We start from the raw sequence: 17,656 nt of genomic DNA on the forward strand, positions 1-17,656 counted from the left end.
CACCTGTACTAAAACCAGTATATTCCTGCAAATGCAGTAATTCAACTCTGGTCTTTATTGAGAATGGCATTCTTGGATGAGGATCTTCGTAAATTATCTCTCGAATTCTTCGATATTCTTAATCAAACTACTTATTTCGGCTTGAAGGAACAATTTATGATATAATGCTTTTGATTTTAAGTGCATAGCACAAACGCTCTAAAGGAGATAGAAATGGATATTAATTTAAGGGATAAGATCCTTGAGACTTCAATTGAATTATTTAATAAAAAAGGATATGCATATGTAACATTGAGGGATATTTCCGATGCGTTAAATATAAGTCCTGGTAATTTGACATACTATTTCAAAAAAAAACATGATCTTATGATCGGTGTTATGGCAATGCAGTATGAAGAATACCAAAACTTAAATTTCTCAGCTGAGGTTTCTATCGAAGGGCTGAATCAGCAGTTTTTAACTCTTAATGCATTCCATAAAAAATATTTCTTTTATTTCTCCAGTTTTACAGAATTGCCTAAGTTGTATCCGGAGATAGCTAAAATGCAAATTAAGGTTGTTAATGATTTCTATACGCTTTTTACCAACATATTTAAGGGGTTTGTTAATAAAGGAATTATGAAAGAAGAATTATATGCCGGGCAATATGAAGATTTGTCTATTTCTTTACTATCGATGAATATGTATGGCACACAAGAAATAATTCTTCTCCAAAAATTCCTTCCAAAGTTTAAAAATACCTTATCCATCCTATGGAGCCTTATACTGCCTCATCTAACCAAAGAAGGAATGGCCATGTATTGTCGGATAACGCAGGTTGATAAAACTCCTCACCCCAAGCTATGCAACAAGCCAGATCAATCGGGTGAAGGCTTGGAAGGCTCAACATGAAGCCGCCAAGGCATCTACTTGTAGCGGCAAGTTTTTGAATAAGGACCATCCCGATAAAAGGATGGCCTTTAGGACCGCTAATCTATTTTAATTGCCTCGATATAAAGTTCGATTCTCACTTCGTTCGCGACAACAATCCCGCCTTTTTCCAGATGCGAGTTGAATGTCAAGCCAAATCCATTACGTTCGATACTGGCTGTTGAATGAAATCCTACACGTTCCCGGCCGCGAGGGTCTTTGTTTAGTCCTTCAAAAACGGTATGAAAAGTGATGGGTTTTGTTACTCCATGCAAAGTTAGATTGCCCGTAAGTTCATATTGCCTTTCGCCAGTAAGGACGCAGCTGGTGCTTTGAAACGTAATGGTCGGATACTTGGCAGCATGAAGGAAGTCGTCGCTCTTCAGGTGTTCATCTCGTTGCGATTGGCGAGTTGTGATACTATTTGCATCTATGGAAGCCTGAATACCCATGGTTGTTAAATCATTGGGGTCAAAACTCAAGACCGCTTGGAAATGCTCGAATACTCCTTTGATTCTATTAATCATTAAATGCGTCACCGAAAACTCAACGGAGCTGTGGTCCGGATCAACTTCCCAATTGATATTGCTCATAAATAAATTCCACCTCTATGATAAGATTTGAGAAAGGTCGCCCTATCTCCAAAACACTGCGATATTCGCATACCCCTAATATACAAAAACGCTACTGACAACGGGATGTCAGTAGCGTTTTAGCATTTTTTCGGCTTCCTCTTAAATCCGATTTCGGACCGTACAAGAAGCATGGCTGTCTCATAAGGAACGGCCTTTTATTTCGTTGTACCTTGGAACCCCGACTATAAGGAGGGCTGATTTCTGCCTAAAAGTTTATTTTTGAGAATCAAGAACAAACATAGATGCATCTTGTCCCATGAATATTTTACTTCCATTATAAAAAGTTTTGGATTGAATATCTCTATAACCTATTTTAGTCATAATGTCAGCCAGCTCTTCTTGATGAAATCCGTTATGGACTATATCTGAAACTACTTTTTCATTTTTATTAAAATCTACGATTAGTAAATGTCCTCCCTCATTTAGAACATCAAATAGCCTTGATAAAACGAATTCAACATCATGAATATGGAGCAGAACCTGAGCCATAAAAATATAGTCAGCATGAAGATCCGTTAGACCTTCCTTTTCAAAATCAAAACATAATGTATCTGCATTCTGAATGTGAAGATCAGTAATTTTTTGCTTTATTTGATTAATCATGTTTTGTGAAGTATCCAGAAAAAGCATAGCATTAAAATCATTTAACAAGCTCATTCCGACAAGACCTGTTCCACACCCAAAATCAATAGCATTCTTACTATTAGCCTCAACCACATATTCACGAATGGCATCAGATGATGCCTTTGCAATTTGAATTCTCTCAGAAGTGTCATATATATTAGCTATCATTTCAAACTTATCCGTATTTCCCATGATTACCTCTCCAATCCACCTTAATAAAAAATACAACAATATAGAATGATATTCTATCGAAGCATTAGCATTTAGTCCACATTCTTATTAGTGCTTATGGAAAAACAAAACCTCTGTATGAATGGAGGAGACAACCTTGGGGTGGTTCATGCACACCTTCTTCACGATTCGTCTTTGTCGAAATAATCATCGGGCAAATGCAGTTCTCGCAAACAACCGATAAATTTTTCTCTGAAATTCGGATTGCTTTTGTATTTCGGCCATACCTCCTTATAATAAGACAGCAGCTTCTCATGTGGAATAATGCCCCAGTATGAAATCAAGTTATTCAGAACCTGCAGGCCGCCCCCCATCAACATCTGTTCAATGATCTGCCAGCTTCCCAGCTTGTTTTCGCAACTGCGCGCGGCATAGATGGCAGTGGTTTGCATTTTCGGGTCGGCGTGACACAAGAAAGGCGCAAAGTTCTGGAGCGTAATCGCACCGTACTCTTCCAAGATATACCCTGCATAACGCAACGTTTCCGGGTCGTGAATCCGGTCAAGCCTTTGCAAGATCACTGGAATAAACTCCGTTAAATCCTCAGTTTTACTGGAAGCGTGCAGAATCTGTAAAGCTTGCAGAAAATCCTCATGTTCATCCGATTGCAACAGCTCCAGAGTATACTTTCTACCCGTGTCAAAAGAAGCTTTGCAGATGAGCCAAATGGCTGTGGTCCGATTTTTGGGGCTTTGCTCCGCAATTTTTTTCAAAAAAGCAAGGGTTAGCCGAGAGACTTTCTTAAACTTGAACATTCCATCAAGCGCTTTGGCTTGGATTTCTTCGTTTGGAGCGCTCTGATAAATCTGGATCAGCGCACTCTCATCACCCGGCATTCGACTGCCAAACCACCCGATATCATAATCCAGAATAATTTCATCCAGCCAGCGCTCGTACCAGTCCAGAAAGCTGTCTTCATAGACAAAGAAAAAAGGATGATCAGGATGAAAATCGGAGGTGTACACAATTCTCCCCCTATATTTCCCCTCAAGTACGAGATACATGTCGTATTCGCAGCCTTGGGTGCCTATGCACAACATGCCGCCCAACACCTTATTACAGGTGTCGTCGTATTCCTCATCGGGAATGTCCTCGTCCTTGGTCAGGGGCTCAATTAGACGGTTCCATTCCTCTTTGGTCATCCGGGGGTACAGAACGGATTTTGCAAGGAGCGCTTGGCGCTCGGTGTAGGAAGTTGCCTTTTCAATTGAATATATTCCATAATAGGGTCCGGCGCCTCCATTGCCGATGTTCGTTAAAAACAGCGCATAAGGCTCAGGAAGTGTGACCTGATTGTGGGCTTGCCAGTCCGCCAGCTCTTTTGCTGTAAGCTTCTCTTTAACCCTGTATTGATGTGAGGATGATCCAAACACTGAGAAATCCGCGTCTTTGCGCATAGCTTGGCTCAGTTTGTTTTTTATTCGATCCAGTTGCGTTTCTTTCTTGCCAAACCACATATTTGAACCCTCCTGTTGACCATAGCCAGGTTTCCTTTGTTTGCTTATCCAGCAATTTTATTATTTTTTCTATGGGACGTACCTCTTTAAAGTGTTATGTATCTAGAGACTCATCAAACGCAGCTCATTTTAAACAACATATAGTGAGGGAGAAAGTAATGAAAAGCCAATTAAGAAATATTACGGTCGACGGTTATGCCTTCGTTTATTGGTACTCAGGCGGGTCTCGCTTCATCCTAAACCTATCTCCGAAAGAGAATAAAAACATCAAAATCACGCTCATCTTTCAGGCGAATCCTCCTGAAGAAGAGCCTCATACTTTTTGGTCCTTTTATGACATTTCAGCCCAAAATAATGAAATAGAAACTGTCATCCATCTAGGTAAACCCAAACATATTGCTGAAATCATCTCTTACTTGATGGCAAAACGACAAGAACTTTGGGTCCAGGGGAAGCCTCACGTTCTGGATCATGCTTGGGATTTACTAAAGGAAATGGGCTATTCCGAGTTAAAACCGATTTGGATTAGACAGTGGTAGTGATAATGGTTTGTGGACTAGCCCCCTTTGGCCACTCAAAGGGAGCTTAAAGTTCACAGATATACGATTATTCGTTATCCGGCGTGGCCGGACTGGCCGGGGGCATCAAGCCTTTAACGGCGCCGAGAAACGGGCGAATGGACTTGATCATGCCGTAGCCCATCTTCACGACCGGGAGAAATTTCTGGATCATGCCGAACACCCGCAAGCCGCCGCCGAGCATACCGCCAAGCCCTCCTGCGCCTGCAGTGGAACCGCCAAGGCCGCCTAACAGCGAGCCCATCATCGGCAGGAATGCCGACACCTTGGCGTCCGGCTTGCGGGAGCGCGAACGGCCAGACGGTTTACGTGCGCCGCTTTTCCGGTTGCCGAGACGGACGCCCGGGGCATGCGAACTGGCTCTGCGTTTGAGAGATTGGGAATTTTGCCTCCCGGAAGAAGCGCGTGGAGGAGCCCCAGCACTGGCAAGTATCAACCCGCCGCGATTAACGTCGGTGATGTAGCCGACGTAGGTCTCTCCGCTGTGCAGGGTGACACAGACCGGACGGCCTTGAAATTTCTTAGCCCGTGCACGCATCTCCTTCAATTGTGCCATGGAAGTTCACCTCGCTCACTGATTATAATTCAGTTTACGCCAGGGGCGGGCTGCCTGCTTGTGCGAATAGGACATACGCACGCCAAAAATCGTTTGGCGGGCTCACCGCCGTTCAAGTCCTCCCGAGGGTCCCCACGCTATATCAAGAGAATTGCCAAAAACCCGCTACTGGATGTTGTATCTCAGTCGTCCCCATTTTGGCAAAAATATATAGTGATCCAAAACCAAAAGGATAATTGTAATCCTCCTGAAGCAACGTTTCGGGGTAGCCATCTTCATCTACCTGAAATAAAAAAGAGAATGACTCCTCCTTCAGCTTCGCAAAATAATAGTCTTCATTTTGAATAAGTCTCGGGTTTCCGCCTACTTTGATCAAATAAGGCTGATCCATCGACTTTTCGTCATGGCTTAGTTCCCCGTTTGAAATTACATGCTTTATAAGACCCGGGTTAGTAAACATATCTTTGACGCTTTCAGTCGAAATGGGATGCTCAATCACCTTGATCGGGCAATTAGGATAAATGTTATTTTCCAAATACTCCTCATAGTCTTCAGGGATGAAGATCGAAATCATGCTCTCTGGTTTAAAGGGATGGACGAGGCTCAAGTAAAAAACATATTTTGGGTTACCTTCTTGGATGAGGTCTTCTTGATCATCAAAAAATTCGGGTGCATTCCCGCCGATCCAGCCTGCACTATGTTCGTTCGATAGAGGCGATCCCGCATAATAAAGAATACAATCTGTTCTCTCAACTAAAATATTCATTTGATTTTCCGTAGGCATTTTACAACATCTCCCTCAAGAAACACGAATGCCCTCACTCCGCCGCTTCCGCCAGCCATGCTTGCATTGCCGGAGACTCCGCCTGATTCAAACGCAGGGCGATTTCGGTGTTGATCTCATCCGGCGGCATGACCTCGACAAGGACGCATACAGCCTCTCGCGGTTGATTCAAGGCAAACACGCCTTCATTATCGAGCATTTTCATCGCCAGCTCCATGGCCTTCAGCCTCGAATCAAATTCACGATTCCATTCGTCAGCTTCAAGCTCCGCAATAGAAGGACGCTTCATAAACAATTGTTTAACATCATCGAAGTTCTCATCTCTGAAACAACAATAGGGTGAATCGGCATAGGACCATTTGATGAGTTCCGCAATCGTTGATCCCGGCGTGTCGCTTTCGTCTCCTTGCCTGGCCGCTTCCCTCTCCAAGGCCTCCCATGACCAGGCGGAGATGCTTGGCGCATGTCCCTCTCCAGTAGTAAATAGCGTGCAGTAATAGTAACGTTCGCCATTTTCAAAAAGAGTGCGAAAGGATGCCCTAGCCACATCGGTAATTTCTGCCGCCAGCGCCTCTATTCCTTGCGTCAGTTTCACGACAATCGCCCCTTAGCCCTATAAAATATACATCTTATTTCCATTATAAAGATTGTTCATCCTAAATCTACCTACTATTCACCTGAATCCTGGAAATATGTGCGATTAGGGTTCTAATTCAAGGTGCATCTTGGCTTCCGCCTCATCCCATGACACCGAGTAACCCGCCCCCTTGGCGCAAAAGATGGAGGAGGATGTATACAGTGGGTCCGCCCCTTTGCGGTAGCCCATTCGTTCTATGACCTCCTCCGTATTATGGCAGCGGTCGTAGCCGCTGAACACGCAGCGGATACTGCCTCGTCCATGCGTAAAGGATGAAAATTCAGCACTGTAGTTCATGAAAGTCGACACGGGCACCCTGCCCGTGACCACCGCTTGCGTTCCGGTTGTCTGCGGCGGATTAAAAATACCCGATGCACGCTGAATATCGGACAGTACCCTGCCCATTTCATCGATAGCGACCTTGATTTTGAAATCGTAATAGGGCTCCAGCAGCACGTTGTCCGCCTTCTCCAGACCCTGCCGTAGTGCTCGAAAGGCAGCCTCACGAAAATCGCCGCCATGGGTATGTTCTTTATGCGCGCGGCCCCTCAGTAGCGTAATGTTCACGTCGGTGACCGGCATGCCGGTCAGCAGTCCGTGATGCTCCCGTTCGTAGAGATGATTCCGAATCAGATTCTGATAGCTGATATTCAGATCATCGGCATGACATCTGCTATCGAACATGATACCGTTGCCCCTTGCTCCCGGTTCAATCAGCAAATGCACTTCCGCATAATGCCTGAGCGGTTCGAAGTGGCCGTACCCTTTCACAGCCGATTGAATCGTTTCCTTATACAAGATTTCCGGTTGTCCAAAAGAGATAGCAAAGCCAAAGCGCTCTCTAACAAGCTGCTCCAGCACTTCCAGCTGAATCAATCCCATGACGCGGATAGAAATCTCCTGCAATTTCTCATCCCAAACGACGTTCAGAGACGGCTCCTCCGCCTCCAGCGTGCGAAAAGCACCGAGCACCTTTTGTACATGTATCGAATTGTCGAATACTACCTTCGATTGTAACGTCGGCTCCGAATCGTAAGCTAACTTGTCCGATATCGACCCCAGGCCTTGTCCGGCCTCGGCGGCGGACAAGCCGGCAACCGCAAACAAATCGCCAGCTTCCACTTGTTCCACCGGCTGCGATTTAAGGCCGTTAAACAAGAAGATGCGCGTAATTTTTTCGTCATATTGAACCCCGCCGCTCTCGTAACTAAGCTGTTCCCTCACCTTCAGCCGACCACCCAGCGCCTTAATGAACGTGAGTCTCGCTCCGCCTGCATCGTGCCGAATTTTATAAGTCCGCCCCTGGAACGAAGCATTCTCGTCATAAGTGGTTGTTGTCAGCAGATGCAGCTGATCCAGAAACTCAACGACGCCTGTATCCTGAAGTGCAGAGCCGTAAGCACAGGGGAAGAGGAGACTCGCCGCTATCATCCTCTGCAGGGCCTCCAGCCAGAAGCCGGTATCCTCTCTCCCCTCCAGGAACGCTTCCAGCAAGGCTTCGTCCCGCTCCGCCATGCACTCCCGCAGCGGCTCGCCGACTATGCCGTCAGCGAAGCTCTGTGTAATGCAGCATACATCCCCCGTCAACTGCTGACGGATATCCTCCTCGGTTCTGCCTGCATCCGCGCCGATCCGATCCGTCTTGTTAATAAAGAAGAACGTCGGAATCCGATGCTTGCGCAGCAGCTGCCAGACCGTCTCCGTATGGCCCTGGACACCTTCAACTGCGCTTACAATCAGGACGGCATAATCAATGACCTGAATCGCCCGCTCCATCTCCGGGGAGAAATCGACGTGTCCGGGCGTGTCTATTATGTAATAGCTATCTCCTTTATATTCTATTACCGCCTGATCTGCGAACACCGTAATGCCCCTTGCCCGCTCGATGTCGTGGCTGTCCAGAAACGCATCCTGATGATCCACCCGCCCCCGCGATCGGATACTGTTCGTATGGTACAGCAGCTGTTCCGCAAAAGTTGTCTTACCTGCATCCACATGGGCGAACAGGCCAATCGTTAGTCGCTTCATAGAATCCCACTTTCAACGCTTCTTGTTAATACTGCTCATTTTATTACTATAAATACCATTCGCCTCGGTCGTCACGCAGCTTTCTGCCTAATTTTTGCTCAAGTTCAATGACAATCCACTCTGCATTCACATTTTCCCTCGATAAATGAGTCTGCACCATATCTTTGGTCTTAGAAGCAGGCTAGATTCGTAATAACTGCCATCTTCCCGCTCGGGACTTCCACCCTAGAGATGACGCCCATGCTGGGTGTACTAAAAAGAAATAGGCCATGCCGATGGACATGACCTATTTTGCCCGGTGGACCGTCAGATTGACCCGATTAGTCTCACACATAAATGTGGAGAGATGAACAGGCTCATCGTTTGCGTCAAAAGCAATTTTTAATATCCGGAACAAGTTCGCACCGATATCACATTCAAGCAATTTCGCATAATCTTTGGTCGCACCGATCACATCAATGATCTTGTCATTGCTCACGATCTCGGTGCTATAATCCTCCGCCAGAATCTTGTAAGTCGATTCTTTCATTGCAATCTTCTTTTCCAAATCCGGAAATCGGGTGAGTGAATAATGGGCTATATCATAGAAAAGCGGGCGATCATCTACATACATCAACCGTTCAAGTTCCAACACAGGGCTGCCTTCTTCAATAAGAAGATGTCCAGCCACCTCTTCAGACGCCGGGATTACTTCGCTTCTTAATATCCGTGAGTTTGGAATCATGCCCAGCTGATGGCTGAACTCTGAGAAACCGCTTACTGATAACAGTTCATTATGAAATTTGTTGGAGGCCACAAAGGTACCTCTACGAGGAATTCGCGTCAGGGTTCCTTCCCGCACGAGCTCCTCAATCGCTTTCCGTATGGTGATTCGGCTTACACTATAAGTATCACATAGCTCTGCTTCCGTTGGAATCTGTTCATCCGGTTTGTATCGTCCGTCCTGGATATCGTTCTTCAACATTTGCCTGATCTGCATGTACAGCGGCTGGGGGGTTGAAGGATTCAAATTCATGGTAAATTCATCCTTATCCATCAATGATTATAATAAGTATTATACATTGATGATCATCTCCAGTCACCATGCACCGAAATAACCTATCGTCTTCCCAGCTGTGATTGCCCCAAGCTCCAGGCAGTTCTCGGTTGAAAACCCTTTCAATTGGCCGTAAATGAACCCGGCAATGAAGGAATCCCCAGCTCCCATCGTATCCACAACGTTCACCTTACCCACGCCGTGCGGAAAGAATTGTTCCCCATCGTAAGCAAGCGAACCGTTCTCGCCCAAGGTAGCCACGGCAATCTGCGCTCCTCTTTGCTTGACCTCCACCAAGAGCTGGCGGATATAGTCATCATCCTGAGTGTACGAAAAGAATGGATAGTCTACATAGGGCGTTAAAGTCTGTACTCGATCATCCTGTAACTGATCCGAGAAATCAAAGGAAGTGATCAGGCCCTTTTCCTTAAAGAGAGGAAAGTACGTATCGGCATGGCCCCATATCCCTGAGTGGACAAGCTGATAATTCCCGGCAAAGTCAAGCTCTTCTGCTGTAAGGAAAAACTGTGCCATAACTCCCTCGTCGTAATCGCCGAACCTCCGGTCATTCTCCACCATCTCCACGTGGGTTACCGCTGTTTTTCCGTCCTTTTTTGAAATCCGGGAAGTGTCCACGCCCTTGTCCTGAATAGCCTGGATCATGATCTCCCCATAAATGTCGGTGCCCACCCAGCCCAGATAGGCCGTCTTTGCACCCATTTCAGTTAAATAGACGGCCACATTCACCGGATTGCCTCCAGGATAAGCTTTGCCGCTTGCTTGATAGACATCCATGCAGTTATCCCCGACTGTAATAATTCTCATCTTGCTCCCGCCTTCCCTGCTATTAAAGAATGAGCACTACAAAGTAGTGCTCAAATCAAATGCATCAATAACAATCAACTAAAGACTGCGTATCTTAATATTCCATTTGGCGATAGTATCTTCTAAGTGTTAACGGATGATTTCTCTCACGCTCCAGGTAGACGCTAATACGGCTTAGTACAGACCAGTTGATACTTACGGCAAAATGCTTTCTGAACTCCTCGCTGATGCCTTCCATGGCAAAGTCTTTGGTATCAATAAGGGTCAGCTTCTTCGTAATCTTCTCGGCGAATCTTTCCACCCGATCCATCAGAGGTCTGGTCTCATCTTCGCCTTTCAACAGAATAACACTAGTATCCTCAACCACAAGCTCAAGCGTGCCATGGAAAAATTCCGCCGCATGAATCGACTTCGCATGAATCCACTGCATTTCTTCCAGGATACACATTGCGTAGGAGTACGTATTCCCCCACAGATTGCCGGAGCCAACCATCATATGATAGTCAGTATCTTTGTGTTCTTTTGCAAAAGCTTCCGCTTTAGGGTCAAAGGTCTTGACTGCGTCCAGAATCGCACGCGGCAATAAGGCAACTTCCTTCGTGAACTGCTCGTACTGAGGGAACTCATTGTTGTTATACATGAACCGGAACACAACCATGTACAGGAGCATGAAGAATGTATCGAAGGAATGTTTCTCCGAGCCGGTTGTGATGCAGTGATCTACAATTTTGGTTAGTGGAGTATCTCTTTCTGCCACAAGTGCAATCGTAGTCGCTCCCCGTTCTTTACAGAACTCGGCTGCCGCAACGGTCTCCTGCGTGGTTCCCGACACAGATGTGAAAATACATACGGAATCCTTACTGAAATGTCTGTTGTTCATCACCATAAACTCAGCAGCAATCTCCGCATGTACATCGATGGTCGAGCTTGATTTCAGAATATACTCATAAGGATACATCATCGCAATTGTGCCACCCGCACCAATCAGAAAAATATTGCTGTACCCTTTCTTGGCAATCCCGTCCACAATCTCTTCAATTTGCCCTCTAAAGGCCAAGCCCTCTTGTTCCACAAGCTTAAGGAATAACTGTTCGTCAAAATTCAACATTTACGTTCCCTCCCTATACTGGAGCGGTTCCTCTCCAATATCATCCAATTTTATTTGTTATATACAGTAGTATAACTAGACAATACAATTTAAACAACTTTTTTGTAAAATCTGAAGGAAATCAGCGAGTCAGAGCCGGCTCCCTTTATTCCATCCGGGCTAAGTCACTATATTACTGCTGTCATGACTGCTTTTAGATCCATACTTCTTCTCCCAATAGTAATACACAGGCAGACCCGTTGCGATGACTATCGCCGCAGCAATCATGCCCTGCACTGGAGCCCACGTAAAGGTTCCCCAAGCCAGCCAGCCTGCCCCAAGGATAGCCAGAATAGTCGTTACTCTCCACATTGGCATGCGGTAAATCGGGTTATAATCCTCTCTCTTACGGCATTTATAGACCGCGGCAAAGTCCAAAATGTTAATGACCAGCTGAATCAGCGTGAAATAACCAAGCAGTGCGGTTAAATTGCTGAAGAACACAAGAATACAGGCCAACGTAACCTGAGCAATAATCGAGAAGCTTGGTGTTTCGAATTTGGGATGAACTTTCGCAAAACGCTGAAAGAACAGCCCATCTTTCGCCATAGCATACTCCAGGCGAGGCTGAAACATAATGCAAGAGCTCAAGGAACCCAGAATAACTATAATCGCAGTAACGGCCACAAAGGATGAGGCCATGCCGGATAATCCGGGAATATACTTGACGGCATCGGACACAGCGGAGCTGGAACCCATCAGTTTATCGAACGGCATTAGGCCAGTGACACATACCGCAAGCAGCGTATATAGACCCAATACAATCAGTACTGAACTAATTAATGCCCGAGGGAGAACTTTCCCTGGATTTTTGAATTCCCCAGCCATAAAACAAATGGCAGCCATTCCCGTGTAAGCCCACGTTGTGGCAGATACGCCACCAATTAAGCTTGAACTTGTCGCTCCTGCGGCGGGCGTGTAAGCAAAGTTGTCAAAGTTCATGTACATGAGGCCCAGCACAATGACAATCAGGAAAGGGATGATTTTGACAGCCGTAATAATGACTTGAAAACTACCGCCTGCCTTGACACTTCGGTAATGGATGGACGTGATGATCAGAATGATCGCTACTCCTAGCAGTTTACCGGCAATTCCAGCGAAGAAAGGGAAGAAGCTTGCCAGGTATGCAACAATGGCCAGAGCCATAATTGAAATGGACGGAGGATCGAGTGCCCAGAAGGTTGCCCATCCATATAGAAAGGCCAAGGGCCTCCATCCAGCTTTATTCAAGTATACGTAACCGCTTCCATTTTGCGGGTAGGCAGTCGCCAATTCGGCCAGCACCATGACCTGCGGAATCGCAATAACCCCACCAATAATCCAGGCTAGAATTGAGATCGAGGGCATACCCGCAGCTTTTGCGACATCGCCGGAAGAGACGAAGATTCCGGAACCTATCGTAGTTCCAACAGCGATGGCTAGAGCCGACCAAAAGCCCAGTTTTCGTGTAAGAGAGCCATTACTCATAACGAGTTCCTCCAAATCAAGGTGATAAGACTTCCATTCCCCTTATTTTCCTGACCGATTCCCTAAGTGCTTCCTGCGGGTTCTGATAATAATTGAACCCCATAATCTCTAGTGTGCAAGCTCCCTCATAATTATGGCTCTGAAGACTGGTTAGATATTCCCGCCAATTCAGCACCCCATCATCTAGAGCTAGATGCGCATCAGACGAGCCGTCACCATCGATCAGGTGGAAATGAACCATCTCCGGGAGTAGGGAGAAATAATCTTCGGGTGTCTCGCTAGCGAGCTGCATCGCTACGGTGTCAATCATCCCTTTTAATGACGGGGAACGGATCTCCTCCAGCATCCTCTTGATACCCTTAGCATCGATAATTAGATTCGATTCGAATCGGGTCAGAGGCTCCAACGCTAAAGTCACCCCTTCCTTCTCAGCCACCCTAGATATCTGATAGATGGAGTCGCCTGCATATTTCCATGATTCCAATTGCGATACAGCGAAGTCTCCTATTCCTGAAGTCACAAGCATCATGTTGGTCTCCAGCTCTAGAGCCGCGTACAGATTATCTATGAAGTAATCGATACTCTTCTGCCGCAGCTGGGAGTCGGAGGCGGCAATATTGAAGGGATAGACACACTGTTCCGGCGTATAACAGACGACCTTCATGTCTCGGGATTTCAACTGCTGCCTTATGTGTCTCAAGTTGCCAAGAACATTCCGGTAGACGTATAAATGAGGCTCGCCCGCCCACAGCTCGATGTGCTCGATCCCGAGCTCGGCCACTTGATCTAGGAAGTGCTCGAAAGGAAAATGCCTGTACGTAATATTCATTCCCGCAATCTTCATTTGCTTCACCCCCTCTCATGTAAGCGCTTTTAATTGTTATGTCTTGTATTATAACTAAGGGTTACAAAGATTTCAATGCCTTTTCGAAAATAAATAAATGCCATCAGCCGGTTCCTAATGTGGGCTACTCAGCTCTTATAGGAGCAAAAAAACAAGCCTCAACGAGTAAATCTGCTCGTTTGGCCTGCTTTTGTTGTCCTGTTTAAGGATTAGGCGCTCTTGTAATTATAATCGCGTCCACATTACTTTCGCTGGAGCACTGGCTTACTTCTGCCTGCGGGACCCAAATTAGCCTTACGCCTATGTGGGAACTCCGTTTCACCTTATTTATGATACGGTTCACGCGCTATCTGTAACGGCAAGTTTTGGCTATCCCTTGTGGTGATGGCTTTTTAGACTGACTTTCCAAATATATTCTTTTCATAAATAATAGTAGGATCAATTTAAAATGGTAGAAGGAAATGCTAACACGTAAACAAACATTTCGCGTTTTAATGACACCACAAGAGATGCTTCCAAGTTTCTTCGTAAACTTCATTCGTCCATGGGTGCCGATTCGCTTTGCGTCTGAGGGGTTACGTGAAATTTTCTACTTCGGTAGTGGCTTCTACACTGGCCAGTCATTCAACACCGTTTTAGGAATTGGTATTGCAGGGTTAGTCATTTTCCTACTGTCTATTTTTAAACCAGTGCGTGCACAAGCAACTAAAGCTGAATAAAAGCATTGGTAATCACGTGCACCACCCACCCCCACTAGAGGTGAGACGGTACGCACGCTTTTCATCAACGAGGGCAGAAAAGGAGCCATCCGTAGTCAGATAGCTCCTTTTCTTATTCTCAGTACGAATTATTCTTGTACAATTCGAAATCTGCTGATCATTTCGCTCACTTGTTGGCTTGATTGTTTCAATTGTCCAGCTGCACTATGCAGATGGGAATACGCTTGACTCTGATCGTTAGAAGCCGAACTTATCTCTTCTGTGGCAGAAGCTGCGTCTCGAGCTACATCGGATATCTTGATAATGGATGAGATGACCTGTTCCCTGCTAACATTCATCTGCCCTATATCCCCATCCATCTCTTGAATCGAGCTGATGATTTCCTTTAGCATATCCATAATCGATTCAAATACCGTTCCCGACTCCTGAACAATAAGAGATTGTTCGGAGATAACCACCTCTGTCTGATTCATGACCTGCAACGTTTGAGAAACATCTGCTTTGAGGCGTGCAATAGTTGTGTTAATTCTCTCTGTTGATTCATAAGTCATGGTCGACAGCTTGCGAATCTCTGTAGCGACGACTGCAAATCCTTTTCCGGAATCGCCGGCACGCGCCGCTTCTATGCTCGCATTTAATGCGAGGAGCTTCGTTTGCTCGGATACTTCATTAATCGTTTGTACGATTGTGGAAATCGTAAGCATCTGTTCTGCCAGGCCTTCAATATGTTGTACGACCAGTTGGTTTGCTTCTGTCGTTTGGAGATTGTGGTCCTGTAATTTCTTTACTTTATCCATGCCGCCTCTTAAGACAATTTCCGCCTCCGAAGACAGGCTGGTCATTTTTTTGTTCCTTACATTTACCTTTTCAATGGTGTCCGATAGCGCCATCGTTTCACGGCTCGTTGCCTCTGTCAAGGACGCTTGCTCAGAAGCACCAACTGCAATTTCATTAATGCCTGACGTCATTTCCTCGCCGGTTGCCGTTGTTTGTTCCGCAATAAAGGTAAGTTCATGAGCGGAAGTATTTACATGGCCAATCGATTGGCTTACTGTCGAAATGAGTTCTTTCATACGAGATACCATTATATTAAAATCAGCGGTTAATTCCCCAAGCTCATCCTGGGAGAAGGTACGTATATCGACGGCCAGATTGCCCTCCGCAATCTCTCGGACACGTCCGCGCAAATAACGGATTGGATGATGGATGGATCGGATGATCAAATAACCAAGCAACGATGAAGCGATCAAGCCTGCCAATGTTAAGAGGATACTGATCAATCGCAGGAAGCTGTATTGTTTTTGTGTGCTGTCCAACATGATTTGATTATCATCGTAGTACAGATCGCCTATGTGATCCAAAGCGTCTTCCATCTGGTCAAACTTTTCGTTGCCCTCCTGATAAGAAAGGAGATTCGCCCTTTCACGGACAGTTGAATCCTTTGACGATAATCCGTCAATCACTTTCTTGGAGACCAATTCATACGCTGCAACCGTCGCTTCGTAGTCTTGAATCAACTTTTCCTCATTATCAAAAATAGTTCCAATTGACTTATACTTATTAAGCTTCTTCTTTGCCGACTCCTTTTGTTTTCCGTAATCTTCTAGCTGTTTTAAAAATTGTTCCGACCCTGGTTCATAACTGTACAGCGATCGTTCTGCCAACAGCATCTGATATAGGTCGATATCCGCTGTACGAATAAGATCAATGACTTCCGCCCTAATACTAAGGCTCTCCTCAAGCGAGGATTGTACCCGCTTCAGATTGTAAATCCCAACGCCTCCGATCACAAGGCTAGTGATTACAGTAACGACGATCGTTAGAATTACCTTGTTCCTGATCGTCATCGTGAACTTCCTACCTCTCATTATGCCTCACTCCCATCTAGTCCCTCTCGAGGTAACATGAAATAATATTCGACATCGTTTGCCACTTTCTAAACCTCAAAGTTATGCGGAAATCGTATAATTGCTAGAAACCAAGTTAAGAGCATAAATATCTATTACGCCCTCCATTAAAATCTCACTTACATTATTTGAAACAGCGGACATTTGATGAATCGCAGATTCAATCGCCTGACTCCCTTTGGAGGCCAGTTCCGATGCTACATCCACAGATCCCTTGACATGAATGGAACGATCAGCAATTTTGCGTAGCCTCCCCATCCATCTTCTGAACAAGCGTAACGCTGGCTTCGATGCTGTTCACCTGCGTCTGCGCTCCTTCGGCTAATTTTTCTGTAATGGACGCAACATGCTCCATAGCTTGTCCCGTTTGTTCCGCGCTGGCTGTCAGCTCTTTCGATGATGCGGCAACCTGCTCCGCATTCGTGCCCACTTCCCGGATAATCCCGATACTTTACTATTCCTCATAAAAACCACTGCCCCCAGTTTGTCTAATGATGTCGAATATACAAGGAAACTTGGTGTAATTACTTTATCGGATTACTGCGCTGCTTTATTAACACATAACGAATAATGCCTATGCTAAACGTTACAATTATTAACTATAGTGTTATCATAAGGTTAATAACGAATTACTAGAGTTAGTAAGGAAAGAAACTCTACATGATTGGGAGATGAAATAAAATGCGAAGACTTTCATTAGGAAAATCGGGACCGCAGATAAGCGCTCTATGTCTTGGATGTTTAAACTTCGGTACGAATACCGAGAAAAATTTATCGTATCGGCCACTGGCTCAATATGAATAGTTGCATAATCACGGCCCCCAAATACTTCGCGGATTACCACTGGCGGAAGTAAAGTAGAGCCTATATCAGATAAGTTCTTTAAGAAATCGGGCTTAGCATTATATTTCGATATTTTCGATTTTCAAGAAGTTGTTGAACTATTGAGGGAGAAATACAAGATTGCTAAAACCTACGAGGAAGTTAGTAAATCTGACAAATTCACCTTCTCTATCTATTTTGATAACGAATTGAATTTTCTAGCAGACAAATTGTTTTATACAATGAGTGGTTATATCCGCCAACAAGGTGAATTACCGAAAGATTTTTTGAAAGTTGAAAACGTATTTAGAGAAGATTTGAACAGCAAATTTGAAGAAGGTTTTCATACCACCATCTCTGAGCTTTTTCATAAATATCATATTTCCGCAGAAAGGCATACCTTGAATTGCTGAAAGAAGCAATGCTCCAGTAGTACTTTCATCCCCGTAC

At 45.2% G+C, this 17,656-nt stretch carries 19 protein-coding genes; 4 read left to right on the top strand and 15 right to left on the bottom strand.

Annotation, left to right across the window (positions count from 1 at the left end):
• Positions 1-213: 213 nt before the first annotated feature.
• On the top strand, positions 214-891 hold the full coding sequence (locus MKY35_RS25955) for a TetR/AcrR family transcriptional regulator (RefSeq protein ID WP_342445224.1): 678 nt from the start codon (positions 214-216) through the stop codon (positions 889-891).
• A gap of 77 nt (positions 892-968) precedes the next feature.
• On the opposite strand, the gene MKY35_RS25960 is transcribed toward MKY35_RS25955, so the two are convergent.
• From MKY35_RS25960 to MKY35_RS25970, 3 genes are all read right to left on the bottom strand, one after another.
• On the bottom strand, positions 969-1,502 hold the full coding sequence (locus MKY35_RS25960) for a YceI family protein (protein ID WP_342445225.1): 534 nt from the start codon (positions 1,500-1,502) through the stop codon (positions 969-971).
• 255 nt (positions 1,503-1,757) lie between these two features.
• On the bottom strand, positions 1,758-2,360 hold the full coding sequence (locus tag MKY35_RS25965; protein ID WP_342445226.1) for a class I SAM-dependent methyltransferase: 603 nt from the start codon (positions 2,358-2,360) through the stop codon (positions 1,758-1,760).
• Positions 2,361-2,521: 161 nt separating this feature from the next.
• Positions 2,522-3,856 (bottom strand): SMI1/KNR4 family protein, encoded by a 1,335-nt coding sequence (locus MKY35_RS25970; protein WP_342445227.1) that lies wholly within the window; start codon positions 3,854-3,856, stop codon positions 2,522-2,524.
• Between the two features lie 158 nt (positions 3,857-4,014).
• On the opposite strand from MKY35_RS25970, the gene MKY35_RS25975 reads away from it, so the two are divergent.
• Positions 4,015-4,395 carry a hypothetical protein gene (locus tag MKY35_RS25975; RefSeq protein WP_069012335.1) on the top strand — a complete coding sequence of 127 codons (381 nt, stop codon included), beginning with the start codon at positions 4,015-4,017 and terminating at the stop codon, positions 4,393-4,395.
• Between the two features lie 67 nt (positions 4,396-4,462).
• Here the strand turns inward: MKY35_RS25975 and MKY35_RS25980 are convergent, their stop codons facing one another.
• From MKY35_RS25980 to MKY35_RS26020, 9 genes are all read right to left on the bottom strand, one after another.
• Positions 4,463-4,990, bottom strand: a complete 528-nt coding sequence (locus tag MKY35_RS25980; RefSeq protein ID WP_342445228.1) for a hypothetical protein — start codon at positions 4,988-4,990, stop codon at positions 4,463-4,465.
• Between the two features lie 142 nt (positions 4,991-5,132).
• Positions 5,133-5,774 (bottom strand): hypothetical protein, encoded by a 642-nt coding sequence (locus tag MKY35_RS25985; RefSeq protein WP_039272049.1) that lies wholly within the window; start codon positions 5,772-5,774, stop codon positions 5,133-5,135.
• A gap of 34 nt (positions 5,775-5,808) precedes the next feature.
• Positions 5,809-6,369: a DUF4303 domain-containing protein gene (locus MKY35_RS25990; protein ID WP_342445229.1), complete on the bottom strand. Its 561-nt coding sequence runs from the start codon at positions 6,367-6,369 to the stop codon at positions 5,809-5,811.
• 105 nt (positions 6,370-6,474) lie between these two features.
• Positions 6,475-8,439: a translation factor GTPase family protein gene (locus tag MKY35_RS25995; protein ID WP_342445230.1), complete on the bottom strand. Its 1,965-nt coding sequence runs from the start codon at positions 8,437-8,439 to the stop codon at positions 6,475-6,477.
• Positions 8,440-8,725: 286 nt separating this feature from the next.
• Positions 8,726-9,454 carry a GntR family transcriptional regulator gene (locus tag MKY35_RS26000; protein WP_311083665.1) on the bottom strand — a complete coding sequence of 243 codons (729 nt, stop codon included), beginning with the start codon at positions 9,452-9,454 and terminating at the stop codon, positions 8,726-8,728.
• A gap of 63 nt (positions 9,455-9,517) precedes the next feature.
• Positions 9,518-10,300: a fructoselysine 6-kinase gene (gene frlD, locus MKY35_RS26005; RefSeq protein ID WP_342445231.1), complete on the bottom strand. Its 783-nt coding sequence runs from the start codon at positions 10,298-10,300 to the stop codon at positions 9,518-9,520.
• Positions 10,301-10,394: 94 nt separating this feature from the next.
• Complete coding sequence (locus MKY35_RS26010) at positions 10,395-11,408, bottom strand: SIS domain-containing protein (protein ID WP_039272056.1); 1,014 nt, start codon at positions 11,406-11,408, stop codon at positions 10,395-10,397.
• 159 nt (positions 11,409-11,567) lie between these two features.
• A complete protein-coding gene (locus MKY35_RS26015; RefSeq protein ID WP_039272058.1) occupies positions 11,568-12,914 on the bottom strand; it encodes an amino acid permease in 1,347 nt (448 codons plus the stop codon).
• A gap of 16 nt (positions 12,915-12,930) precedes the next feature.
• A complete protein-coding gene (locus tag MKY35_RS26020) occupies positions 12,931-13,758 on the bottom strand; it encodes a TIM barrel protein (protein WP_039272061.1) in 828 nt (275 codons plus the stop codon).
• Between the two features lie 494 nt (positions 13,759-14,252).
• Between MKY35_RS26020 and MKY35_RS26025 the strand changes: the two genes are divergently transcribed.
• Complete coding sequence (locus MKY35_RS26025) at positions 14,253-14,477, top strand: hypothetical protein (RefSeq protein WP_342445232.1); 225 nt, start codon at positions 14,253-14,255, stop codon at positions 14,475-14,477.
• Between the two features lie 128 nt (positions 14,478-14,605).
• Here MKY35_RS26025 and MKY35_RS26030 read toward each other — a convergent pair whose 3' ends face one another.
• From MKY35_RS26030 to MKY35_RS26040, 3 genes are all read right to left on the bottom strand, one after another.
• Complete coding sequence (locus tag MKY35_RS26030; protein ID WP_342445233.1) at positions 14,606-16,324, bottom strand: methyl-accepting chemotaxis protein; 1,719 nt, start codon at positions 16,322-16,324, stop codon at positions 14,606-14,608.
• 102 nt (positions 16,325-16,426) lie between these two features.
• A complete protein-coding gene (locus MKY35_RS26035) occupies positions 16,427-16,657 on the bottom strand; it encodes a hypothetical protein (RefSeq protein WP_342445234.1) in 231 nt (76 codons plus the stop codon).
• On the bottom strand, positions 16,617-16,814 hold the full coding sequence (locus MKY35_RS26040) for a hypothetical protein (RefSeq protein WP_342445235.1): 198 nt from the start codon (positions 16,812-16,814) through the stop codon (positions 16,617-16,619). The genes MKY35_RS26035 and MKY35_RS26040 overlap by 41 nt, the downstream gene beginning before the upstream one ends.
• A gap of 514 nt (positions 16,815-17,328) precedes the next feature.
• Between MKY35_RS26040 and MKY35_RS26045 the strand changes: the two genes are divergently transcribed.
• Positions 17,329-17,619, top strand: a complete 291-nt coding sequence (locus MKY35_RS26045; protein WP_342445236.1) for a hypothetical protein — start codon at positions 17,329-17,331, stop codon at positions 17,617-17,619.
• Positions 17,620-17,656: the final 37 nt, after the last annotated feature.

The sequence above is a fragment of the Paenibacillus sp. FSL L8-0638 genome (assembly GCF_038593075.1).
Classification (GTDB): Bacteria; Bacillota; Bacilli; order Paenibacillales; family Paenibacillaceae; genus Paenibacillus; species Paenibacillus polymyxa_D.